The sequence below is a fragment of the uncultured Phenylobacterium sp. genome (genome assembly GCF_902826855.1).
Lineage (GTDB): Bacteria > Pseudomonadota > Alphaproteobacteria > Caulobacterales > Caulobacteraceae > Phenylobacterium.
In genome coordinates this window covers 1-18,322 of sequence record NZ_CADEGK010000087.1, presented here as the reverse complement: position 1 = coordinate 18,322, position 18,322 = coordinate 1, and the positions used below count along the sequence as shown (strand labels likewise).

Here is an 18,322-nt window from a genome sequence, read left to right as displayed (position 1 = left end):
GAGCACGAGGCGTTCTCGTTCCGACCGGAAACCGGCGAGAGCCCCTACCACGGCTTCCTGGGCGTGCCGCTGCTGCGCGGCGGCCGCGCGATCGGCGTGCTGGTGGTGCAGAACAAGGCCACCCGCACCTACTCGGACGACGAGGTCGACGACCTGCAGATCGTGGCCATGGTGCTGGCCGAAAGGGTCGCCTCGGGCGAGTTGATCACGGTCGGAGAACTGGAGGGCGTCGAGATCGCCCCCCGGCGTCCGGAGCGGCTGATCGGCTCGAAGTTCGCCGAGGGCCTCGCATATGGCGCCGCCGTGCTGCACGAGCCGCCTGTGGCCTCCTCGCAGCTGCTCAGCGACGACGTGGCGGCTGAGGAACTGCGGCTAGGGGCTGCGCTCAAAGGCCTCAAAGACCAGATCGACAAGATGCTGGAGGGCCAGAGCGGCCTGGTCGACGCCTCCTATGAGGTGCTCGAGAGCTACCGGATGTTCGCCCACTCCACGAGCTGGAACCGCAGCCTGGAGGATGCGGTGAAGAACGGCCTCACGGCCGAGGCCGCCGTGGAGCGGGTGCGTTCCGAGCACCGGGCGCGACTGGGCCAGGCGCGCGACCCCTACCTGCGCGAGCGGCTGCACGACCTGGAAGACCTGAACGACCGGCTGCTGCGCCACCTGTCGGGTGACGGCAGCGTGGCGCGCGACCTGCCCGACAACGCCATCCTCATCGCCCGTAACCTCGGTCCGGCCGACCTCCTGGAGTACGACCGCACCAAACTGCGCGGACTGTTGCTGGAGGAGGGCTCGTCCGCCAGCCACGCCGCCATCGTCGCCCGCGCCCTGGACATCCCCTGCGTGGGCCGCCTGCAGGGCCTGCGCGACCGGGTATCGGAAGGCGATCCGGTCATCGTCGACGCCGAGACGGGCGAAGCCTACCTGCGGCCCCGTCCCGACGTGGTCCACGCCATCCAGGCCCGCATCGACGTGCGCCGCCAGCGGCGGGCCGAGTTCGCCAAGCTGAAGGACACGCCGGCCTTCACCCGAGACGGGGTGAAGGTCACCCTGTTGATGAACGCCGGCCTGGACGTGGACCTCGAGAGCCTGGCCGACACCGGAGCGGAGGGCATCGGCCTGTTCCGCACAGAGTTTCAGTTCATGGTCTCCGAGGAGATGCCGCGGTTCAACGCCCAGACGGCGCTCTACTCGCGGGTGATGGACGCCGCCGGCGGCCTGCCGGTGACCTTCCGCACCCTCGACCTGGGCGGCGACAAGGTGCTGCCCTACATGGAGGCCGAGCGGGAGGACAATCCGGCGCTGGGCTGGCGGGCCATCCGCATGGGCCTGGACCGCCCGGCCCTGCTGCGCCTGCAACTGCGGGCCCTGATCGCGGCAGCCAAGGGGCGGCCGCTCAGGGTCATGTTCCCGCTGGTGGCCAACGTCGATGAGTTCCGCGCGGCGCGCGCTGTGGTCGACACTGAGGTGGCCTGGGCGCAGCGGCGGGGACGGCCCGCGCCGTCGCGGCTGGACGTCGGCGCGATGATCGAGGCGCCGTCGCTGATCTGGCACCTGGACGCGCTGCTTCCGATGACCGACTTCGTCAGCGTCGGGACCAACGACCTGATGCAATACCTGTTCGCCGCCGATCGCGGGAACCCCCGGGTGGCCGACCGCTACGACCCGCTGTCGCCGCCGGCGCTGCGGGCGCTGGAGGCGATCCAGCGCGCCTGCGCCGAAACCGGCACGCCGGTCAGCGTCTGCGGCGAGATGGCGGGCCGGCCGCTGGAGGCCTTCACCCTGGTGGCCCTGGGCTTCGAGCGGTTGTCCATGCCGCCCGCCGGCGTCGGACCGGTGAAGCAGATGGTCCTGGGCTGCGACCGCGAGATGGCCCGGCGCGGCGTCTCGGCCCTCCTGAAGTCGAGCGCGGGCTCGGTGCGAAGCGAAATCGAAACCCTGGCGCGTAAACTGTCCCTCGCTGTCTGACGCCGACGCAGCCTAAGAGTAGGATGCTCGTCGTCGCGGAGCGCGCAGGACCGCAGTGCTAGGAAAGCGTACCTCGAAGAAGCCGTCGGACCGGGCCGCGCTGCGCAACCGGGCGCTGCGCGTCGTCGAGTCGACTGGCGGCCCCGATCCGCTCCCGCCGCCGCTCGCTGGCCCAATCGATCCGCTCTTCGACCACGACAGCCTGGGCGCCGCCCTCAAGGCGATCCGGGAGGCCAAAAAGCTCAGCCTTCAGGAGGTGGCCGACCTCACCCGGGTTCGGCGCGCCTACCTCGAGGCGATCGAAGCGATGGACATGGAGAAGCTGCCTTCACGGCCCTTCACCATCGGCTATATCCGCGCCTACGCCGCCATGCTGGGCGCCGATCCGGACATGGCGATCGATCGCTTCAAGACCGACGAACCGGTTCTGGAGGCGCAACTTCAGGCGCCCGTCGGCGTGCCGGAGGAACGCGACCCGCGGGTGGCGGCCTTCCTGATCGGGGCCGTGGTGATCGTTTCGGCGATCGTGCTGTGGAACGTCGCCCAACGCTCCATGAGCGCCAGCGCCCCGCCCCCACCGCTCGCCGCGCAGGCGACGGTCGAGAAGGCCCTGCGCAGCATGAAGCCCCAAACCATGGAGCTGGGCGCGCCTCTGCCTGCCCCCGTGGAGTCCACCACGCCAGCCCCCTACGAGACCCCAGGACTGGCCGCATCGATGGGGCTGCAGGCCAACGCCGATGCGCCGCGGCCGAAGGCGGTGAACGAGGGCACGGAGGTGGACCTGGCCACGCTGCCGACAACGTTCAGGCCGATGGGCAAGGTTTACGATTCCGGCAATCCGCAGCTGTCGTCGGCGGTGACCCTGCAGGCGCTGAAGAACGCCGCCCTGATCCTGCGCGGCGCCGACGGCTCGGTCTACTTCGCCCGTCAGCTCTCCAAGGGTGAAGCCTTCAGGGCGCCGCGGCTTCCCGGGCTGACCATCGATGTTTCCAACGCGAACGACTTCCAGGTGTTCGTCGACGGGCAGTCCAAGGGTGTGCTGCCGGCCACCCAGGTGCTGGCCTCGAAGCTGGCGACGGCGCCCACCGTGGCGGCGCCAGCCGCGGTGGCGCCAGCCGCGGCGGCGCCCGTCTCGCCACCCCCCGCAAGGCCGCCGCCCAAGGCTCCGGCCGGCTGAGGCTCAGGGCGCGGCGACAAGCACCCTTGGGTTCGCCGTCCGCTCGGCCTATTTTCCTAGCGTCATGACCGCCGAACACCACACCAGCGTCCGCCCCTGGCGCGCGATCCATCGCCGGCCCAGCCGCAAAATCCGGGTTGGCAAGGTGGAAGTCGGTGGCGATGCGCCGATCACCGTGCAGTCGATGACCAACACCCTGACGGCGGATGCGGCGGCGACCATCGATCAGGTGCGCCAGCTCGCGGAGGCCGGAGCCGACATCGTGCGCGTCTCCTGCCCGGACGAGGAGTCCACCGGCGCCTTCCCCGCAATCGTGAAGGCCTCCAGCGTGCCGCTCGTGGCCGACATCCACTTCCACTACCGGCGGGGCATCGAGGCGGCGGAAGCCGGCGCGGCCTGCCTACGGATCAATCCTGGCAACATCGGCAACGCCGGCCGGGTGCGCGACGTGATCCAGGCCGCCCGCGACAACGGCTGCTCGATGCGCATCGGGGTCAACGCCGGGTCCCTGGAGCGGGACCTGCTCGAACAGTACGGCGAGCCCTGTCCGCAGGCGATGGTCGACTCCGCGCTGCGCCACGCCCGCATCCTGCAGGATCACGACTTCCACGAGTTCAAGATCAGCGTGAAGGCCTCGGACATCTTCATGACCGTGGCCGCCTACCAGATGCTGGCGGAGGCCATCGACTGCCCGCTGCACCTCGGGATTACCGAGGCAGGTGCGCTCCGGACCGGCACGGTGAAGAGCTCGATCGGCATGGGCTCGCTGCTGTGGGCCGGCATCGGCGACACCATCCGCGTGAGCCTCGCCGCCGACCCGGTCGAAGAGGTGAAGGTCGGCTTCGACATGCTGAAATCGCTCGGCCTGCGCCACCGCGGGGTGAACATCATCGCCTGCCCGTCATGTGCGCGGCAGGGCTTCAACGTGATCCAGACCGTGGAGGCTCTCGAGGCGCGGCTGGCGCATATTTCCACCCCGCTCAGTCTGTCCATCATCGGCTGCGTGGTGAATGGCCCCGGCGAGGCGCTCATGACCGACCTCGGCTTCACCGGCGGTGGCAAGGGCGCGGGCATGGTCTACATGGCCGGCAAGCAGCATCACAAGCAGGACAACGAGGGCATGGTCGACCACATCGTGGAGTTGGTCGAGGCCAAGGCCGCCGAGATCCGGGCGGCTGAAGCGGCGGCCCCGCACGCGGCTCAGTAGCCGGAAAGTGACGCCAGCGTCACTCTTGCCTGCGCGCGCCTTCCGCGTTTAGGTGGCCGTCCTATTCCTTGGAGAAACTTCGATGTCCGCGGACGGCAACTGGAAGATCACCATCAACACCCCGATGGGCGCGCGCACGATGGACGTGAGCATCGTGACCAGCGGCGACACCTTCACCGGCAAGGTGGATTCAGAAATGGGCGCGCAAGAGGTCACCGGTAAGGTCGACGGGAACACCCTCACCTGGAACACCGATATCACCAACCCGATGCCGATGAAGCTGGAGTTCACGGCCAACGTCGACGGCGACAAGCTGAGCGGCAACTGCAAGCTCGGCATGTTCGGCAATGCCGCCCTGTCGGGCGAACGCGTCTAGCCATACGCCAGACAGTATGAGGGCCCGCTCCGGGACGGGGCGGGCCCGTCTGTACCGTGCCTACTTCGGCGTGACGGCCTCGCCGACGTTCTCGGCGGCATTGCCGATGCTGCCGGCTGCGTTCGACGCCGAGTCGGCGACGCTGGACGCGGCGCTGGTCACCGCGTCTGTGCGCATCGCGTCGTTGCGGTTCGACTGCAGCAGGAAGAAGGCCACGATGGCGACCAGCGCCAGCAGGGCTAGTCCAATGAGCACGGCGCCCATGCCGGAGCCGCCCTTGTCGACATAGGTGGTGCCGCCCGCGTCGCGCTCGACGACGCGCTCGCTGGTCAGGCCATCGGTGCGCTCAGTTACGCGTTCGGTCGCCATGTTGATGTCTCCGTTGTCCCGGGGGCCCTAACACCCGGCGCGGCGGAGCGTTCCCGCTAAGCTCTGCGGGGCGGAACCACGTCGGCGAAGGCGGGGAACGTCTTCCAGGCGGGCTCGATCGGCGCGGCGCCGGCGGCCGGCGCGTAGATCGACTCCTCACCGGCGCTCAAGTTGGGGATGTAGCGCGGGCAGTTCGGGAAGATGTGCGTCGGCGTCACGCGCACCAGGAGTTGCGCGCCCGGGACCTGCGCCATGGTCGCGTCGTCGCGGACGACCTGCGCCGTGCCATTGACTCGGATTCGCTGGGGCTTCTCGCCCAAGGTGATGAACAGGAGGCCGACGTGCGGATTGGCGACGATGTTGCCGAGGCTCTTGAACATGCCGTTCCCGTCGTAGTCCGGGAACACCAGCAGGTCCGGCGCGACGATCCTGGCGAAACCTGGCGGGCCGCCCTTGAACGAACAGTCTGGCCGGCCTTCGGCGTCGGCGGTCGCCAGGAAGAAGAAGCTCTGCGCCTGGATAAAGGCGGCGTCGCCCTCGGTGAAGCGGTCGTGCGCTACCGTCTCCTCCAGCCGGTCGGCCAGGGCGCGGCTACCGAAGGCGTCCTGCAGCTCGCGGTTACCTTGGTGGAACATGGCCATCGCTCGTCTCCGTCCGATCGATTTGTTGTAAGCCCAGCTCTCGGATAGAGACAGCGCCCCCAACGGATTCTGAAACGTGCGACTTCCTCAGGCCAGACTCGACCAGGTGCTCGATCGCTTCCGCGAGATCGAGGCGCGGATGGGCGCTGCCACCGACGGGACCGAGATCGTGCGCCTCTCGAAGGAACACGCCGAACTGAAGCCGGTGGCCGATGCGGTCATGGCCCTGGGGCGGGTCAAGGCCGAGGCGCCTGAGCTCGAGGAAATGGCCGCGTCCGGCGATCCCGAGATGGCCGCGCTGGCTCGCGACGAGCTGGAGGCGCTCAAGGACAAGCTGCCGGACCTGGAGCATGAGGTGGCCCTGCTGCTGGCGCCCAAGGACAAGGACGAGAATGCGTCCGCGATCCTGGAAGTTCGCGCGGGCACCGGCGGCGACGAGGCGGCGTTGTTCGCCGGCGATCTCTTCCGCATGTACCAGCGCTACGCCCAGACGCAGGGCTGGCGCGTGGAGATCGACAGCGTTTCGGAGGGCGACGCCGGCGGCTACAAGGAGATCGTCGCGGCCGTCACCGGCGACGGCGTCTTCGGGCGACTGAAGTTCGAGAGCGGCGTGCACCGGGTGCAGCGGGTACCGGCCACGGAGGCGCAGGGGCGCATCCATACCTCTGCCGCGACTGTGGCGGTACTGCCCGAGCCCGAGGACGTGGAGATCGAGATCCGCGACCAGGACCTGCGCATCGACACCTACCGCTCGTCCGGGGCCGGCGGCCAGCACGTGAACAAGACCGACTCGGCGGTGCGCATCACCCACCTGCCGACCAACATCGTCGTGACGAGCTCGGAGAAGTCGCAACACCAGAACCGCGCGCGGGCCATGAAGGCGCTGAAGGTGAAGCTGTACGACATGCAGCGCGAGGCGCTGGACAGCGCCCGCTCGGAGAGCCGCAAGAGCCAGGTCGGCAGCGGAGACCGTTCCGAGCGCATCCGCACGTACAACTTCCCGCAGGGCCGGGTGACCGACCACCGCATCAACCTGACGCTCTACAACCTGCCCAAGATCATGGAGGGCGAGGCCCTGGATGACGTCATCAATCCCCTGATCGCCGAGGACCAGGCGGCGCGGCTGGCGGCGCTGGAGGACGAGTTCGGGTGACCGGCCGTTCCAGACTAGAGTCGTAGCTTCTGCCGCAGGCCGGCGACCTGCTTGCGGGTCAGTTCGAGGATGTGGCGGAGGCCGGCAAAGCGCAGGCCCACCGTGTCGGCCATGGTGGCGCCGCGCGCGCCCATGGGCTCCGGCTCGCCGGTGGTGGAGTCGAGCGCGGTCTGGTGCTCGATCTCAGCGTTTATTTCCGCGCCGATCAGCACCAGCATCACGGAGAACCAGACCCAGATCATGAAGCCGATTACCGCGCCAAGGGAGCCATAGGTCACGTCCAGGCTGGCGACGTTGCCCAGGTACCAGGAGAAGCCCACCGAGCCCGCCATCCATAGCGTGGCCGCAGCCACGCCGCCCGGGACCAGCCATCGCCAGCGGGCCGGGGCTCGGCTGGGGCCGTACCGATAGGCGGCCGTGAACGCTGCAGCCGCCATCAGGAACACCAGTGGCCACCGGGCGGCCGCCACCCAGTCGCCACGCCGGCCCGCGGCCTCCAGTGCGATCGGACCGGCGATCAGGATGACGCTGACGACGATCAGGAACACGATCAGGGCGGCGGTGAAGCCAATCGTCAGCGCGGTGCGCATCACGTAGCCTCGCTTCTCGGTCTCGTCGTAGGCGATGTTCAGGCCGTCGAAGAGCGACTTCATTCCAGCGCTTGCGCTCCACAGCGAGAGGAGCAGGCTGCCGGCGAAGGCCATCGAAAGGCCGGCCGGCTCCCCGGTCGCCAGGCGCATCATCTGTTCGCCGATCAGGCTCAACGCCGCCGGTGGAAACACCGTCGACAGTTGGATCAGCTGTTCCTGCACCGCCTTCACATCGGCGATCAGGCCGTAGAGGGAGACGAAGACCCCGAGCGCGGGAAAGATGGCCAGCAGGGTGTAGTAGGTGACGCTGCCGGCCACGACGGTCAGGCGGTCGTGGTTTACCTCACTCGCCGTGCGCCACGCGATGTCACGCCAGCCCCGCCACGGGATGTGATGCGGCCAGTCGGCGACCCGACCGCGCTCCGGCTCCTGCCGCTCGAACTCGTCGGGTTGGGCGACCTGCTGGCGGCTGAGACCGGGCGTGGGTCTCGGACCAACGCGCGGCAACTGAGGCGGCGAGCGGGCGACGTCGCGCGAGGACCGAGGATCTGCGTCGCTCACCAACCGACTGCTCCCAACCGTCGCTGGCCAAACGGCGCCGGCCGCCGCGCGTTCCCCCGGCCTTGTGAAGCGCAGCCGTTTCGGCCAGAAGCCCGGCATGAGCGGCCACGTTGCGGGCATCTTCCGCCACCCGGTGAAGGGCTTCACGCCCGAGAGCCTGACGCACGTCGACCTCGCCCCCGGCGAAGGCTTTCCGCACGACCGCACCTACGCGGTCGAGAACGGACCGTCGGGGTTCGATCCCGATGCCCCGGCCTGGGTGACCAAGCAGAAGTTCACCGTGCTGGCGGCGATCCCCAAGGTGGCCGCGGTGAGGACGAGGCTGGACGATGCCTCCGGCGTGATGACCGCGGAGGCTCCCGGGCATCCGACGTTTGGCGGCCGCCTTGCCGAGCCGCAGGGTCGCGAGGCGTTCGTGGCGTGGCTCACGGCCATCCTGGAGCCCGGCGATATCCGCGGGCCGCTGAAGGTGGTCGACGCGCGGGGCCAGTTCCGGTTCACCGACCACCCCCTGGGCCAGGTGTCGATCATCAACCTCGCCAGCGTGCGCGACCTCTCGGCCAAGATGGGTGTGGAACTCGACCCGCTACGCTTCCGCGGCAACCTCTACGTGGAGGGATGGCCGGCCTGGGCGGAGAACGGGTGGGAGGGCCGCGCGTTGATGGCCGGGTGGGCCCGGGCCACCGTATTCAAGCCGATCGTCCGCTGCGCGGCGACCGATGTCGATCCCACGACGGCGCAGCGCGACCTGGAGGTCACCAAGGCCTTGTTCGACAACTACGGGCACATGAACTGCGGCATCTACGTGCGGATGACCGCCCCTGGGCGGGTGGGCCTGGGCGATGCGGTGACCGAGCCGCAGGAACAGGCCGCGCCGTGACCACCCTGGTGAAAGCCTGGGGCCTGGCAAAGGCCCGGCTGGACGCAGTGGGCATCACCGGCCCGGTGATCGACGCCCGCCTGCTGGTGGAGGCCGCCGCCGAGGCCACGCGGGCTGACATCATCGCCGATCCTCACCGCGAACTGACCACCCAGCAGGAAGCGACTCTCGAGGACTACCTGACGCGCCGCGAGCGTCGCGAGCCGGTCAGCCACATCCTGGGGCGCAAGGGGTTCTGGAAGATCATGCTGCGGGTCACGCCCGACGTGCTGACGCCGCGGCCGGACACCGAAACGGTGGTGGAATACGTCCTGCGCGACTTCCCGGAGCACGCGGCCTGGTCGGTGCTGGACCTCGGGGTGGGGTCAGGCGCCATCCTGCTGGCCATCCTGGCGGAGCGCCCGGCGGCCCGCGGTCTGGGCATCGACATCTCGGAGGAAGCCTTGGCCGTCGCGCGCGACAACGCCGCGCGCCTCGGGCTCGCAGGACGAATGGCCCTCATGCGCGCCGACTGGTCGAGCCTCCTGGAGGCCGACAGCTTCGACCTGGTGGTGTCCAACCCGCCCTACATCGCCGCCGAAGTCATCGAGACCCTCGAGCCGGAGGTGCGCGACCATGAGCCCCGCCTGGCGCTGGAGGGCGGCGCCGACGGCCTGGACCACTACCGCATCCTCGCGCCGGAGATCCTGCGGGTGCTGAAGCCCGGCGGGCGGTTCGCCGTGGAGATCGGCTACGATCAGAAGTCGGCCGTCGAAGCCCTGTTCCGGGAGGCCGGGGCCATGGGCGTCACCACCATCAAGGACCTCTCCGACCGCCACCGGGTTGTCGCAGGCACGAAAAAGGCCTTGGAAACCGCGGGGTGAGCCGCTACATCATCTGTTGTCTCCACCCAAATTCGTCGGTGTTGCAGGTAGATGCGTCCCCATGAAGGACGCCCGCCCGGCCCGACAGGCGCGACGCTTTCTCACCAAGTTGGCCTCACGCTGAAGAGCTCCCGGGCGGAAGACGGGGAACACTTACGTCTTCAACAATGAGAGCGGGCGCCGCCCGACCAAGCTGAAGGCAAAGCCGCCGACAAGGCGCTCAAGGGAAAGCCGAACGGTTTCCGAACTATGAGAGATTTCAAGGGTATGAAGCGCCAACGCGGGCGCAATCGTGGTGGTGGCGGCAGCGGGGGCGGAGGCGGCAAGCCGACTCAGAACGCCAACCGGGCCTTCGACTCCAATGGCCCCGACGGGGTCAAGGTGCGCGGCAACGCCCAGCACGTGTTCGAAAAATATCAGCAGTTGGCGCGCGACGCGAACGCCGCCGGCGACCGGGTCCTGGGCGAGAACTACCTCCAGCACGCCGAGCACTATTTCCGCCTGCTCCGGGCCATCCAGCCCAACCGTCCGGCCAGCGAGATCCTCGGGCGCGACCAGTTCGCCTCAGGCTACGACATCGATTTCGAGGACGAGAGCGGGCAGCCTCAGGGCGAACCCTACGACCCCAACGCCATCGAAAACGGCGGCGACGGGCGCCCGAGCGGCGGCGAGGATCGCGGCCAGTGGCAGGCGCGCGACGAGCGGCCACGCGACGATCGTTCGCGGGATGACCGGCCCCGTGACGAGCGTCCGCGTGATGATCGTCCCCGTGACGAGCGTCCTCGTGATGATCGTCCGAGGGATGACCGTCCCCGCGACGACCGCCCGCGCGATGATCGCCCCCGTAACAACAATGACGGCGCCCGAGATCGGGGCCCGTGGCGCGACCGCGACGGGCGCGATGCCCGCAACCGCAACCGCGACGACCGCCCCCGCGACGATCGACCGAGGGACGAGCGTCCTCGTGACGACCGGCCCCGCGACGATCGCCCGCCGCGCGACGAGCGTCCGCGCGCCGAGGGCGACGAACCGCGCCGTGAGCGTCCCGAACGTCAGGACCGGCCCGAGCGCGACCCGCTCCCCGTGGTCCAGCCGCAGGGCGATCCGCCGGAGCGTGGGCCTATGCTGCGAGACTCGGACGGCGGCGCCAGCCATGCGCCCGCTTTCCTGCAGGCCCGCACGGCCCCCGCCCCCGCGACCGACGAGGCCGCGGAAAAGCCCAAGCCCCGCCGCCGCCGAGCGCCCCGCACCTTCGAAGCCGGCGAAGGCCCCGCCCCCACCGAGACCGAGGAAGCGTAGCGGCTGCTCCACACTGGCCTTTGATGACCGGGCAGGGCGTTGATGCGCGCCCAGGATCGGAGTTAGCTGCCGGCATGGCGGACACCTGCGGCCACCACGAGCACCACACTCACCATGGCCTCCACGGTGCGGCGCTGGGCCAGGCGCTGGCCGCGGCTGAGGCGCGTTGCGTGGAGGAACAGGAGAAGCTTACCGCGCCCCGCCGCCGGGTGCTGGAGCTGTTGCTGGCCTCGGACGCGCCGCAGAAGGCCTACGACCTGATCGCCGCCTTTGGAGCCGGTGGCGAGTCGGCCAAGCCGCCGACGGTGTACCGCGCGCTGGAGTTCCTCGAGCGTCTGGGCTTCGCGCACCGCATCGAGAGCCTGAACGCCTACGTGCCGTGCCGGCTGTCGGGCGGGCACGCCGCGGCCTTCCTGATTTGCGACTGCTGCGGCGAGGCGGCCGAGTTCGTGCCCGATCTCGGCGCCCAGGTCGCGGCGGCTGAGGCCACCGGCTACGCGATCCGCGCCATCACCCTGGAAGCCCGCGGCCTGTGCGCCGCCTGCCGGGCCGGCTGATCACCAGAAGACGTTGCGCACCACCTGGACGACCTGTCCGCTGTAGTTGTCGACCAACAGCGCGTCATAGCCGGTGCGCACCCAGTCAAACCCAGGCGGGGCCAGCGGCAGGTCGTAGTTCCATGGGTCGTTGATGTAGTACTCCGGGGCGTACCATCCGCGCGGCAGGAAATCGCCGAAGCCCCACAGGCGGACGTAGTAGCCGGCGGGCGGACGCCAGCTGTGACGGTAGCGGTGCGAGCTGAAGTAGACGCCCGGATAGCGTCCCCGCTCCCAGTGGCGGCGATCACCGCGCCGATCGTGATCGTAGCGGCCGCCACGGTCACCATCGCGGCCCCGCCACTCACCCCGGTCGCCATCGCGGCCCCGCCAGTCGTTCCGATCGCCGCCCCGGCGGTCGCCCCGGCCGACTTGGTCGCCATCGCGACGGTCACCGCGACCCCGCCCGTCGCCGCGATCGCCGCGTCGGTCGTTGTCCGCTCGCGCCGGCGGCGCGCCGGCGGGCGGCGTGTCGCCTCGGTGGTCCCAGGCGCGGCGGTCTGGCTGGCGACGGTCGCCCCCGCCTCGGTGCTCGCCCCCGCGCCCGGCGCCGTCCATGCGCGGTCGGTCGGCTCTCTCACTGCGGGCGGAACGGTCGCCACGCTCGCGCTGCCCGCCGTCCCCCGGCGCGGCTATCGCGGAGCCCGCGGCCGCCAGGAACACGACGGCCAAGGCCGTCATTGCCATCTTCATCTACGCCATCCGCCTAGGCCCGCGCGTGCGGACCGCTAGTCCCTTGCAAGAAGAGTGCGCAGCCGTTTGGTGAACCAAGCTTGAACGAAGGCCGGCCTCCGCCCAAGTCATGCGGCGACCGAGAGGAGCGCCCGAATGCGGAGATTGGCGTGACGGCGACGCCCAACGACATCCTGGCGTTCTGGACAGGCGCCGGCCCCACCCGCTGGTTCGCCAAGAACCCCCGGTTCGACGATTCCATCCGCCTGCGATTCGAGCCGGTGCACCACTTGGCGGCGCGCGGGAAGTACGACGGATGGGGGGAGACGCCGGAGGGGACCCTGGCGCTCCTGATCCTGCTCGACCAGTTCCCGCGCAACCTCTACCGAGGCTCCGCCCACGCCTTCGCCACCGACCCGAAGGCGCGATCCTTCGCCCGGCCGGCTGCCGAGAAGGGTTGGCACCTGCAGGTGGAGACCGCGCTCCGGCAGTTCATGCTGCTGCCGTTCGAACACTCGGAGGATCTGGCGGACCAGGACTTCGGTCTGTCGCTTGCGGCGGACCTGGACGATCCCGAGGTGATGAAGTGGGCGCGCCTCCACCGCGACATCATTGTGCGGTTCGGCCGGTTCCCGCACCGCAACGCCGCCCTGGGGCGAACCACCACGACCGAGGAACAGGCGTTTCTCGACGAAGGCGGGTTCGCAGGATGAGTCCGGCTGTTTCGCCGTTGTGCACAGGGCGGCGCCAACCCTGTGGACGATGCGCCCCGCGGCCGAATCACCAATTCCCGAATCGTCCCGTTCGCGCGACCCTGCCAGGCAGATGAACGCGCCCGTCGCCCTTCGCCCGGCTTACCAGGCCGCCCCTGACCATCCGGAGCGCCAGTACCTCGAACTCCTCGCCGACATCCTGGCCAACGGCGCTGAGCGCGGCGACCGGACGGGCACCGGCACCCTTGGCGTGTTCGGCCGGCAAATGCGGTTCGACCTCGCCAAGGGCTTCCCGCTCCTCACCACCAAGAAGCTGCACAGGAAGTCGATCATCCTGGAACTGCTGTGGTTCCTGCGCGGCGACACCAACGTGCGCTGGCTGCAGGAGCGCGGGGTCTCCATCTGGAACGAGTGGGCCGACGACGCTGGCGAACTCGGCCCGGTCTACGGCAAGCAGTGGCGTTCCTGGGCGGCGCCGGACGGCCGCATCATCGACCAGATCCAGGCGGTGGTGCAGAGCCTGAAGACCAACCCCGACAGCCGCCGTCACATCGTCTCGGCCTGGAATCCGGCCGAGGTGGAGGACATGGCGCTGCCGCCCTGCCACTGCCTCTTCCAGTTCTTCGTGGCGAAGGGAAAGCTCTCCTGCCAGCTCTACCAGCGCTCCGCCGACGTGTTCCTTGGCGTGCCGTTCAACATCGCCAGCTACGCACTGCTGACCCTGATGGTGGCCAAGGTCACAGGCTACGAGCCCGGCGAGTTCGTGCACACCCTGGGCGACGCACACCTCTACCTGAACCACCTGGACCAGGCGAAGCTGCAGCTCAGCCGCGAGCCGGCCCCCCTGCCGGTCATGCACGTGGCCGACAAGGACGACCTGTTCGCCTTCGACTACGAGGACTTCCAGCTCGAGGGCTACCGGCCGCACCCCGCGATCGCCGCGCCAATCGCGGTGTAGACGTGCCCAAGGCCCCGCTTACCCTGGCCGAGGTATCCGCCGCGGCGGCCGAGATTTCCGACATCTATGCGGGAAAGTACGCCATCGCGCGCGACGACGACTGGTTCCTGATCAAGCTCCAGGAGGAGCTGGGCGAGCTGGCCCAGGCCCACCTGCGCCTCTCCAGCCGCGGCCGCGGGGAGGCCACGGAGCACGACCGAGCCGACGAGGCCGCCGACGTCCTGTGCATGCTCCTGCTCTACTGCCGCCGCTTCGACATCGACCCGGAGGCCGCGGTGCGCAGGAAGTGGCTGACGTGGCTGGAGCCGGTGGCCTAGAGAGAGGCCATGTCTCAGGTCATCCTCGCCGCCGGCCCGATCGCGCGCGCCCGCAATGGCGTTATCGGGCGCGAGGGCGAGCTGCCCTGGCGGCTGAAGTCGGACCTGGCGATCTTCCGGGCGATCACCATGGGCAAGCCGGTGATCATGGGACGCAAGACCTGGGACAGCCTGCCCCGGAAACCCCTGGTGGGCCGCACAAACATCGTGCTCAGCCGCGATGGGTCGTTCGAGCCGGCCGGCTGCGTGGTCTGCGAGGACTTCGCCGAAGCCGTGGCCATCGCCCGCGAGCAGGCGGAGGAGGACGGGGCGCGCGAGATCTGCGTGATCGGCGGCGCCTCCTTGTTCGAGCTGGCCCTGCCGAAGGCGCGCCGGCTCTACCTCACCGAGGTGGAGGCCGAGGTGGAGGGCGACGTGGTGCTGGCCCCGATCGACGAAAGCCGATGGCGCGAGGTCCGCTCCGAGCGGCACGAGGCCGGGCCGGACGACGAGTACGCCTTCACCGCACGGGTGCTGGAACGCGCCTGACGCGTTCGACCCGCACGGGAAGACGACATGGCTTAGTACAGCGTCGCCATGGCCTTGAGGTCGTAAGCTGAGAGCTCGTCGTGGCGGCCCTCGCGGATCTTCACCACCCACTGCGGGTCCTGCAGCAGGGCGCGGCCGACGGCAACGAGGTCGAACTCGCCGCGATCGAGACGCCGGTGCAGCTCATCCAGCGACGCCGGCTCGGACTTTTCCCCGCCGTAGCCCGCGATGAAATCGCCTGTCAGGCCCACCGAGCCGACGGTGATGGTCGGCACGCCGGTGACCTTCTTCGCCCAGCCGGCGAAATTCAGGTCGCTGCCTTCGAATTCCGGCTCCCAGAATCGGCGCTGAGAGCAGTGGAGCACGTCGGCGCCCGCGTCCACGAGCGGGCCCAGCCAGGCTTCCAGAGCCTTGGGGTCGTGGGCCAGCTTCACGGCGAAGTCCTGTTGCTTCCATTGGCTGATGCGGATGATCACCGGATAGTCCGGCCCGACAGCCTTCCTGACCGCGCGCAGGATATCGGCCGCAAAACGGGCCCGGCCGTTGATGTCCTTGGAACCGTAGGCGTCTTCGCGGACATTGGTGCCGTCCCAGAAGAACTGGTCGATCAGGTAGCCATGGGCCCCGTGCAGCTCGATGGCGTCATAGCCCAGCGCCTTGGCGGCCGCGGCGGCGTCGGCAAAGGCGCGGATGGCGTCGGCCACCTCCTCTTCCGTCATCGGGTCGCCGAACTGCTTGCCGGGGCTGGAGTAGCCGGACGGGCTGTCATAGGGGCCCGGCGGTTGCCAGGCGTCGCCGCGAGCGCGCACGGCGCCCACGTGCCAGAGCTGAGGCGCCATCAGGCCACCGGCGGCATGGACCTCGTCGATCACCTTCTTCCAGGCGGCGAGCGCCGTCTCGCCGTGGAAGCGCGGGATGTTGGGGTCGTTGAGCGAGGCGGGCCGATCGACGCCCGTCCCCTCTGAGATGATCAGGCCCACCTGGCCCTCAGCGCGGCGGCGGTAGTAGGCGGCGACCTCGTCGGTGGCGACGCCATCGGGCGACATCGACCGCGTCATCGGCGCCATGACGATGCGGTTGGGCAGGGTCAGGCCCTTGAAGCTGAAGGGCGTGAAGAGGACGTCGGAGGCCATGCGGATTCCCAATAGCTGCGCTGGACGCAATGTGATCGGCGTTCAGGCGCGGCGCCAGCTTAGAAAATCTGATCCCCTGCCGCCTTCCGGCCCGGCAGCAAGCTCCGCCTGCGGCCCCGTAAACGCACCGCGCTCGCACCCCGCTTCAAGCGCATCTGGGACCCGGCGCCGGCCTCATCGACCGTTCACAACCTGGATTGAAGTTGACGCCAGTGTCACTTTCTTGACTCGCCCAGCCCCTGGGGTCATGGTCACCGTCGACGGAACGCGGCGCCTGAGCCCGCGCCGCAGGGAGCTCGAACCATGGACGACGGCGCCATCGACCTGAAGCGCGCCGCCCGCGAGGCGGCCTATTCCATGCCGATCGAGGAGATCAATCCCGGGGACGCGGAGCTCTTCCGCACTGACACGCACTGGCCCTACTTCGAGCGCCTGCGGAAGGAGGACCCGGTGCACTGGTCGGTGTCGCCGGAAGAGGAGATTGGCGGCTACTGGTCGATCACCAAGTACAACGACATCATGGCGGTCGACACCGACCACCTGCGCTTCTCGTCCGAGCCCACGATCGTCCTGCCCGATCCGGCCGAGGACTTCACGCTACCCATGTTCATCGCCATGGATCAGCCGAAGCACGACGTGCAGCGCAAGACGGTTAGCCCGATCGTCTCCCCCGCCAGCCTGATGCGCATGGAGCCGATCATCCGCGAGCGGGCCGGCGAGATCCTCGACAACCTGCCGATCGGTGAGCAGTTCGACTGGGTGGATAAGGTGTCCATCGAACTCACCACAATGACCCTGGCGACGCTGTTCGACTTCCCCTGGGAGGACCGCCGCAAGCTCACCCGCTGGTCGGACGTCGCCACCGCCGGCCCGGATTCCGGCCTGTTCGCTTCCAACGACAAGGAGAAGGCGGAGGAGCAGCGCCGCGGCGAGCTGTTCGAATGCGTCGACTACTTCATGCGGCTGTGGAACGAGCGGGTGAATGCGCCCCCGCAGGGCGACCTGATCTCGATGCTGGCCCACGGCGAGTCCACGCGGAACATGGACCGCATGGAGTACCTGGGGAACTTGATCCTGCTGATCGTCGGCGGCAACGACACCACCCGCAACTCGATCTCGGGCTCGGTCTACGCCCAGCACCTGTTTCCCGACCAGGAGCGCATCCTGCGCGCCGACCACAGCCTGATCCCCGCGATGGTCTCCGAGACCATTCGCTGGCAGACGCCGCTGGCCTACATGCGCCGCACGGCGCTGGAGGACGTGGAGATGGGCGGCAAGACCATCAAGGCCGGCGACAAGGTGGCCATGTGGTACGTCTCGGGCAACCGTGACGAGGAAGTCATCGAGCGGCCCAACGACTACTGGATCGAGCGGCCGCGGGTGCGCCAGCACCTGTCGTTCGGCTTCGGCATCCACCGCTGCGTGGGCAACCGCCTGGCCGAACTGCAGCTGAAGATCATCTGGGAGGAAATCCTCGCCCGCTTCCCCAAGATCGAGGTCGTCGGGCCGCCGCGCCGCGTGCCGTCGCCCTTCGTGAAGGGCTACGAATACCTTCCCGTGATCATCCCGACGCGGAACTAGCAGGGCGATTGACGCGCTGCCGGCAAAGGGTTTCCATCCCGCCGCCCAGTTCGGGCTGCAGGAGACGCCCCATGACGAAACGGCTCGTACTCGCTCTCGCCGCCTTCGGTCTCGCCGCCGCGCCCACGGTCGCCGGGGAGACCAAACTCGCGGCCCACCTGATGGGCTCCGCCGCCGCCGATCCGGACGGCATGGGCCACGCGAACTTCAAGGTCGACACGGCCAAGAACGAGGTCTGCTACGACGTGTCCGTGGAGAAGATCGCCGCGGCGACCGCGGCCCACATCCACAAGGGTGCGGCAGGTGCGTCCGGGCCGCCCGTCGTGATGATGAAAGCGCCGGACGCAGCGGGCAAGGTTTCCGGCTGCGCCACGGCGGCGGCCGACGTGGTCCAGGACATCGTAGCCCACCCGGCCAACTACTACGTGAACGTGCACAACGCCGAGTTCGGCGGCGGTGCGATCCGCGGCCAGCTGAGCAAGTAGCGGCCTGGCCTAAGGCGCCTTCGCCCCAGCCGGCGCCTTAGGCTTCGCAACTTTGGGCGGTGCCGGCTTCGCGCCGGTGGACTGACCCACAATGGTCCCAACGGCCGCCGCATCTGGCCCGGGGTCCCAGGACCGCATCAGGGCGATCACCACCTTCGCAATCCCGTCAGCCGCGATGACAGAGTCGCCCGTGGATTCACCGCACGCCACGCGCCACTCCACCAGCGCGCCGCCCGTTTGTCTCACGTCGGTCCAGTC

Annotated in this window: 21 protein-coding genes; 15 read left to right on the top strand and 6 right to left on the bottom strand. The window is 69.2% G+C overall.

What is annotated here, in order from left to right; all coding sequences use genetic code 11:
* The 4 genes from ptsP to QZV94_RS13265 all read left to right on the top strand — a co-directional run.
* On the top strand, window positions 1–1,965 hold a 1,965-nt coding region (gene ptsP / locus QZV94_RS13280), incomplete at its 5' end, for a phosphoenolpyruvate--protein phosphotransferase (protein WP_293678372.1).
* Window positions 1,966–2,020: 55 nt separating this feature from the next.
* Window positions 2,021–3,142: a helix-turn-helix domain-containing protein gene (locus QZV94_RS13275; RefSeq protein WP_293678371.1), complete on the top strand. Its 1,122-nt coding sequence runs from the start codon at window positions 2,021–2,023 to the stop codon at window positions 3,140–3,142.
* A 64-nt stretch (window positions 3,143–3,206) separates the two neighbouring features.
* Window positions 3,207–4,349, top strand: a complete 1,143-nt coding sequence (gene ispG, locus QZV94_RS13270; protein WP_293678370.1) for a flavodoxin-dependent (E)-4-hydroxy-3-methylbut-2-enyl-diphosphate synthase — start codon at window positions 3,207–3,209, stop codon at window positions 4,347–4,349.
* A gap of 82 nt (window positions 4,350–4,431) precedes the next feature.
* On the top strand, window positions 4,432–4,725 hold the full coding sequence (locus QZV94_RS13265; RefSeq protein ID WP_293678369.1) for a hypothetical protein: 294 nt from the start codon (window positions 4,432–4,434) through the stop codon (window positions 4,723–4,725).
* 60 nt (window positions 4,726–4,785) lie between these two features.
* Here the strand turns inward: QZV94_RS13265 and QZV94_RS13260 are convergent, their stop codons facing one another.
* Window positions 4,786–5,094 carry a hypothetical protein gene (locus QZV94_RS13260; RefSeq protein ID WP_293678368.1) on the bottom strand — a complete coding sequence of 103 codons (309 nt, stop codon included), beginning with the start codon at window positions 5,092–5,094 and terminating at the stop codon, window positions 4,786–4,788.
* Window positions 5,095–5,150: 56 nt separating this feature from the next.
* Window positions 5,151–5,735, bottom strand: a complete 585-nt coding sequence (locus tag QZV94_RS13255; RefSeq protein WP_293678367.1) for a pyridoxamine 5'-phosphate oxidase family protein — start codon at window positions 5,733–5,735, stop codon at window positions 5,151–5,153.
* A gap of 76 nt (window positions 5,736–5,811) precedes the next feature.
* On the opposite strand from QZV94_RS13255, the gene prfA reads away from it, so the two are divergent.
* A complete protein-coding gene (gene prfA / locus QZV94_RS13250; protein ID WP_293678366.1) occupies window positions 5,812–6,888 on the top strand; it encodes a peptide chain release factor 1 in 1,077 nt (358 codons plus the stop codon).
* A gap of 14 nt (window positions 6,889–6,902) precedes the next feature.
* Here the strand turns inward: prfA and QZV94_RS13245 are convergent, their stop codons facing one another.
* A complete protein-coding gene (locus QZV94_RS13245) occupies window positions 6,903–8,039 on the bottom strand; it encodes a YihY/virulence factor BrkB family protein (protein ID WP_293678365.1) in 1,137 nt (378 codons plus the stop codon).
* A gap of 97 nt (window positions 8,040–8,136) precedes the next feature.
* Here QZV94_RS13245 and QZV94_RS13240 point away from each other — a divergent pair, with 97 nt between their 5' ends.
* The 4 genes from QZV94_RS13240 to QZV94_RS13225 all read left to right on the top strand — a co-directional run bounded on the left by QZV94_RS13240 (window position 8,137) and on the right by QZV94_RS13225 (window position 11,638).
* Window positions 8,137–8,919 carry an MOSC N-terminal beta barrel domain-containing protein gene (locus QZV94_RS13240; protein ID WP_293678364.1) on the top strand — a complete coding sequence of 261 codons (783 nt, stop codon included), beginning with the start codon at window positions 8,137–8,139 and terminating at the stop codon, window positions 8,917–8,919.
* Window positions 8,916–9,782 (top strand): peptide chain release factor N(5)-glutamine methyltransferase, encoded by an 867-nt coding sequence (gene prmC, locus QZV94_RS13235; RefSeq protein WP_293678363.1) that lies wholly within the window; start codon window positions 8,916–8,918, stop codon window positions 9,780–9,782. The genes QZV94_RS13240 and prmC overlap by 4 nt, the downstream gene beginning before the upstream one ends.
* Window positions 9,783–10,031: 249 nt before the next feature.
* A complete protein-coding gene (locus QZV94_RS13230) occupies window positions 10,032–11,081 on the top strand; it encodes a DUF4167 domain-containing protein (protein ID WP_293678362.1) in 1,050 nt (349 codons plus the stop codon).
* A 74-nt stretch (window positions 11,082–11,155) separates the two neighbouring features.
* Window positions 11,156–11,638, top strand: coding sequence for a Fur family transcriptional regulator (locus QZV94_RS13225; protein WP_293678361.1), 483 nt, complete (start codon window positions 11,156–11,158; stop codon window positions 11,636–11,638).
* Here QZV94_RS13225 and QZV94_RS13220 read toward each other — a convergent pair whose 3' ends face one another.
* Complete coding sequence (locus QZV94_RS13220) at window positions 11,639–12,370, bottom strand: RcnB family protein (protein ID WP_293678360.1); 732 nt, start codon at window positions 12,368–12,370, stop codon at window positions 11,639–11,641.
* A gap of 149 nt (window positions 12,371–12,519) precedes the next feature.
* Between QZV94_RS13220 and QZV94_RS13215 the strand changes: the two genes are divergently transcribed.
* The 4 genes from QZV94_RS13215 to QZV94_RS13200 all read left to right on the top strand — a co-directional run bounded on the left by QZV94_RS13215 (window position 12,520) and on the right by QZV94_RS13200 (window position 14,865).
* Window positions 12,520–13,062 (top strand): DUF924 family protein, encoded by a 543-nt coding sequence (locus QZV94_RS13215; protein WP_293678359.1) that lies wholly within the window; start codon window positions 12,520–12,522, stop codon window positions 13,060–13,062.
* Between the two features lie 112 nt (window positions 13,063–13,174).
* Complete coding sequence (locus tag QZV94_RS13210; protein ID WP_293678358.1) at window positions 13,175–14,020, top strand: thymidylate synthase; 846 nt, start codon at window positions 13,175–13,177, stop codon at window positions 14,018–14,020.
* Between the two features lie 2 nt (window positions 14,021–14,022).
* A complete protein-coding gene (locus tag QZV94_RS13205) occupies window positions 14,023–14,337 on the top strand; it encodes a phosphoribosyl-ATP pyrophosphohydrolase (protein ID WP_293678357.1) in 315 nt (104 codons plus the stop codon).
* A gap of 9 nt (window positions 14,338–14,346) precedes the next feature.
* Window positions 14,347–14,865: a dihydrofolate reductase gene (locus tag QZV94_RS13200; RefSeq protein ID WP_293678356.1), complete on the top strand. Its 519-nt coding sequence runs from the start codon at window positions 14,347–14,349 to the stop codon at window positions 14,863–14,865.
* Window positions 14,866–14,897: 32 nt separating this feature from the next.
* On the opposite strand, the gene QZV94_RS13195 is transcribed toward QZV94_RS13200, so the two are convergent.
* On the bottom strand, window positions 14,898–15,998 hold the full coding sequence (locus tag QZV94_RS13195; RefSeq protein WP_293678355.1) for an NADH:flavin oxidoreductase: 1,101 nt from the start codon (window positions 15,996–15,998) through the stop codon (window positions 14,898–14,900).
* A gap of 303 nt (window positions 15,999–16,301) precedes the next feature.
* On the opposite strand from QZV94_RS13195, the gene QZV94_RS13190 reads away from it, so the two are divergent.
* Window positions 16,302–17,579 carry a cytochrome P450 gene (locus QZV94_RS13190; RefSeq protein WP_293678354.1) on the top strand — a complete coding sequence of 426 codons (1,278 nt, stop codon included), beginning with the start codon at window positions 16,302–16,304 and terminating at the stop codon, window positions 17,577–17,579.
* A 71-nt stretch (window positions 17,580–17,650) separates the two neighbouring features.
* Window positions 17,651–18,064: a CHRD domain-containing protein gene (locus tag QZV94_RS13185; RefSeq protein ID WP_293678353.1), complete on the top strand. Its 414-nt coding sequence runs from the start codon at window positions 17,651–17,653 to the stop codon at window positions 18,062–18,064.
* Between the two features lie 9 nt (window positions 18,065–18,073).
* On the opposite strand, the gene QZV94_RS13180 is transcribed toward QZV94_RS13185, so the two are convergent.
* Window positions 18,074–18,322, bottom strand: a 249-nt coding sequence (locus QZV94_RS13180) for a hypothetical protein (RefSeq protein ID WP_293678352.1), incomplete at its 5' end; no start/stop codon positions are given.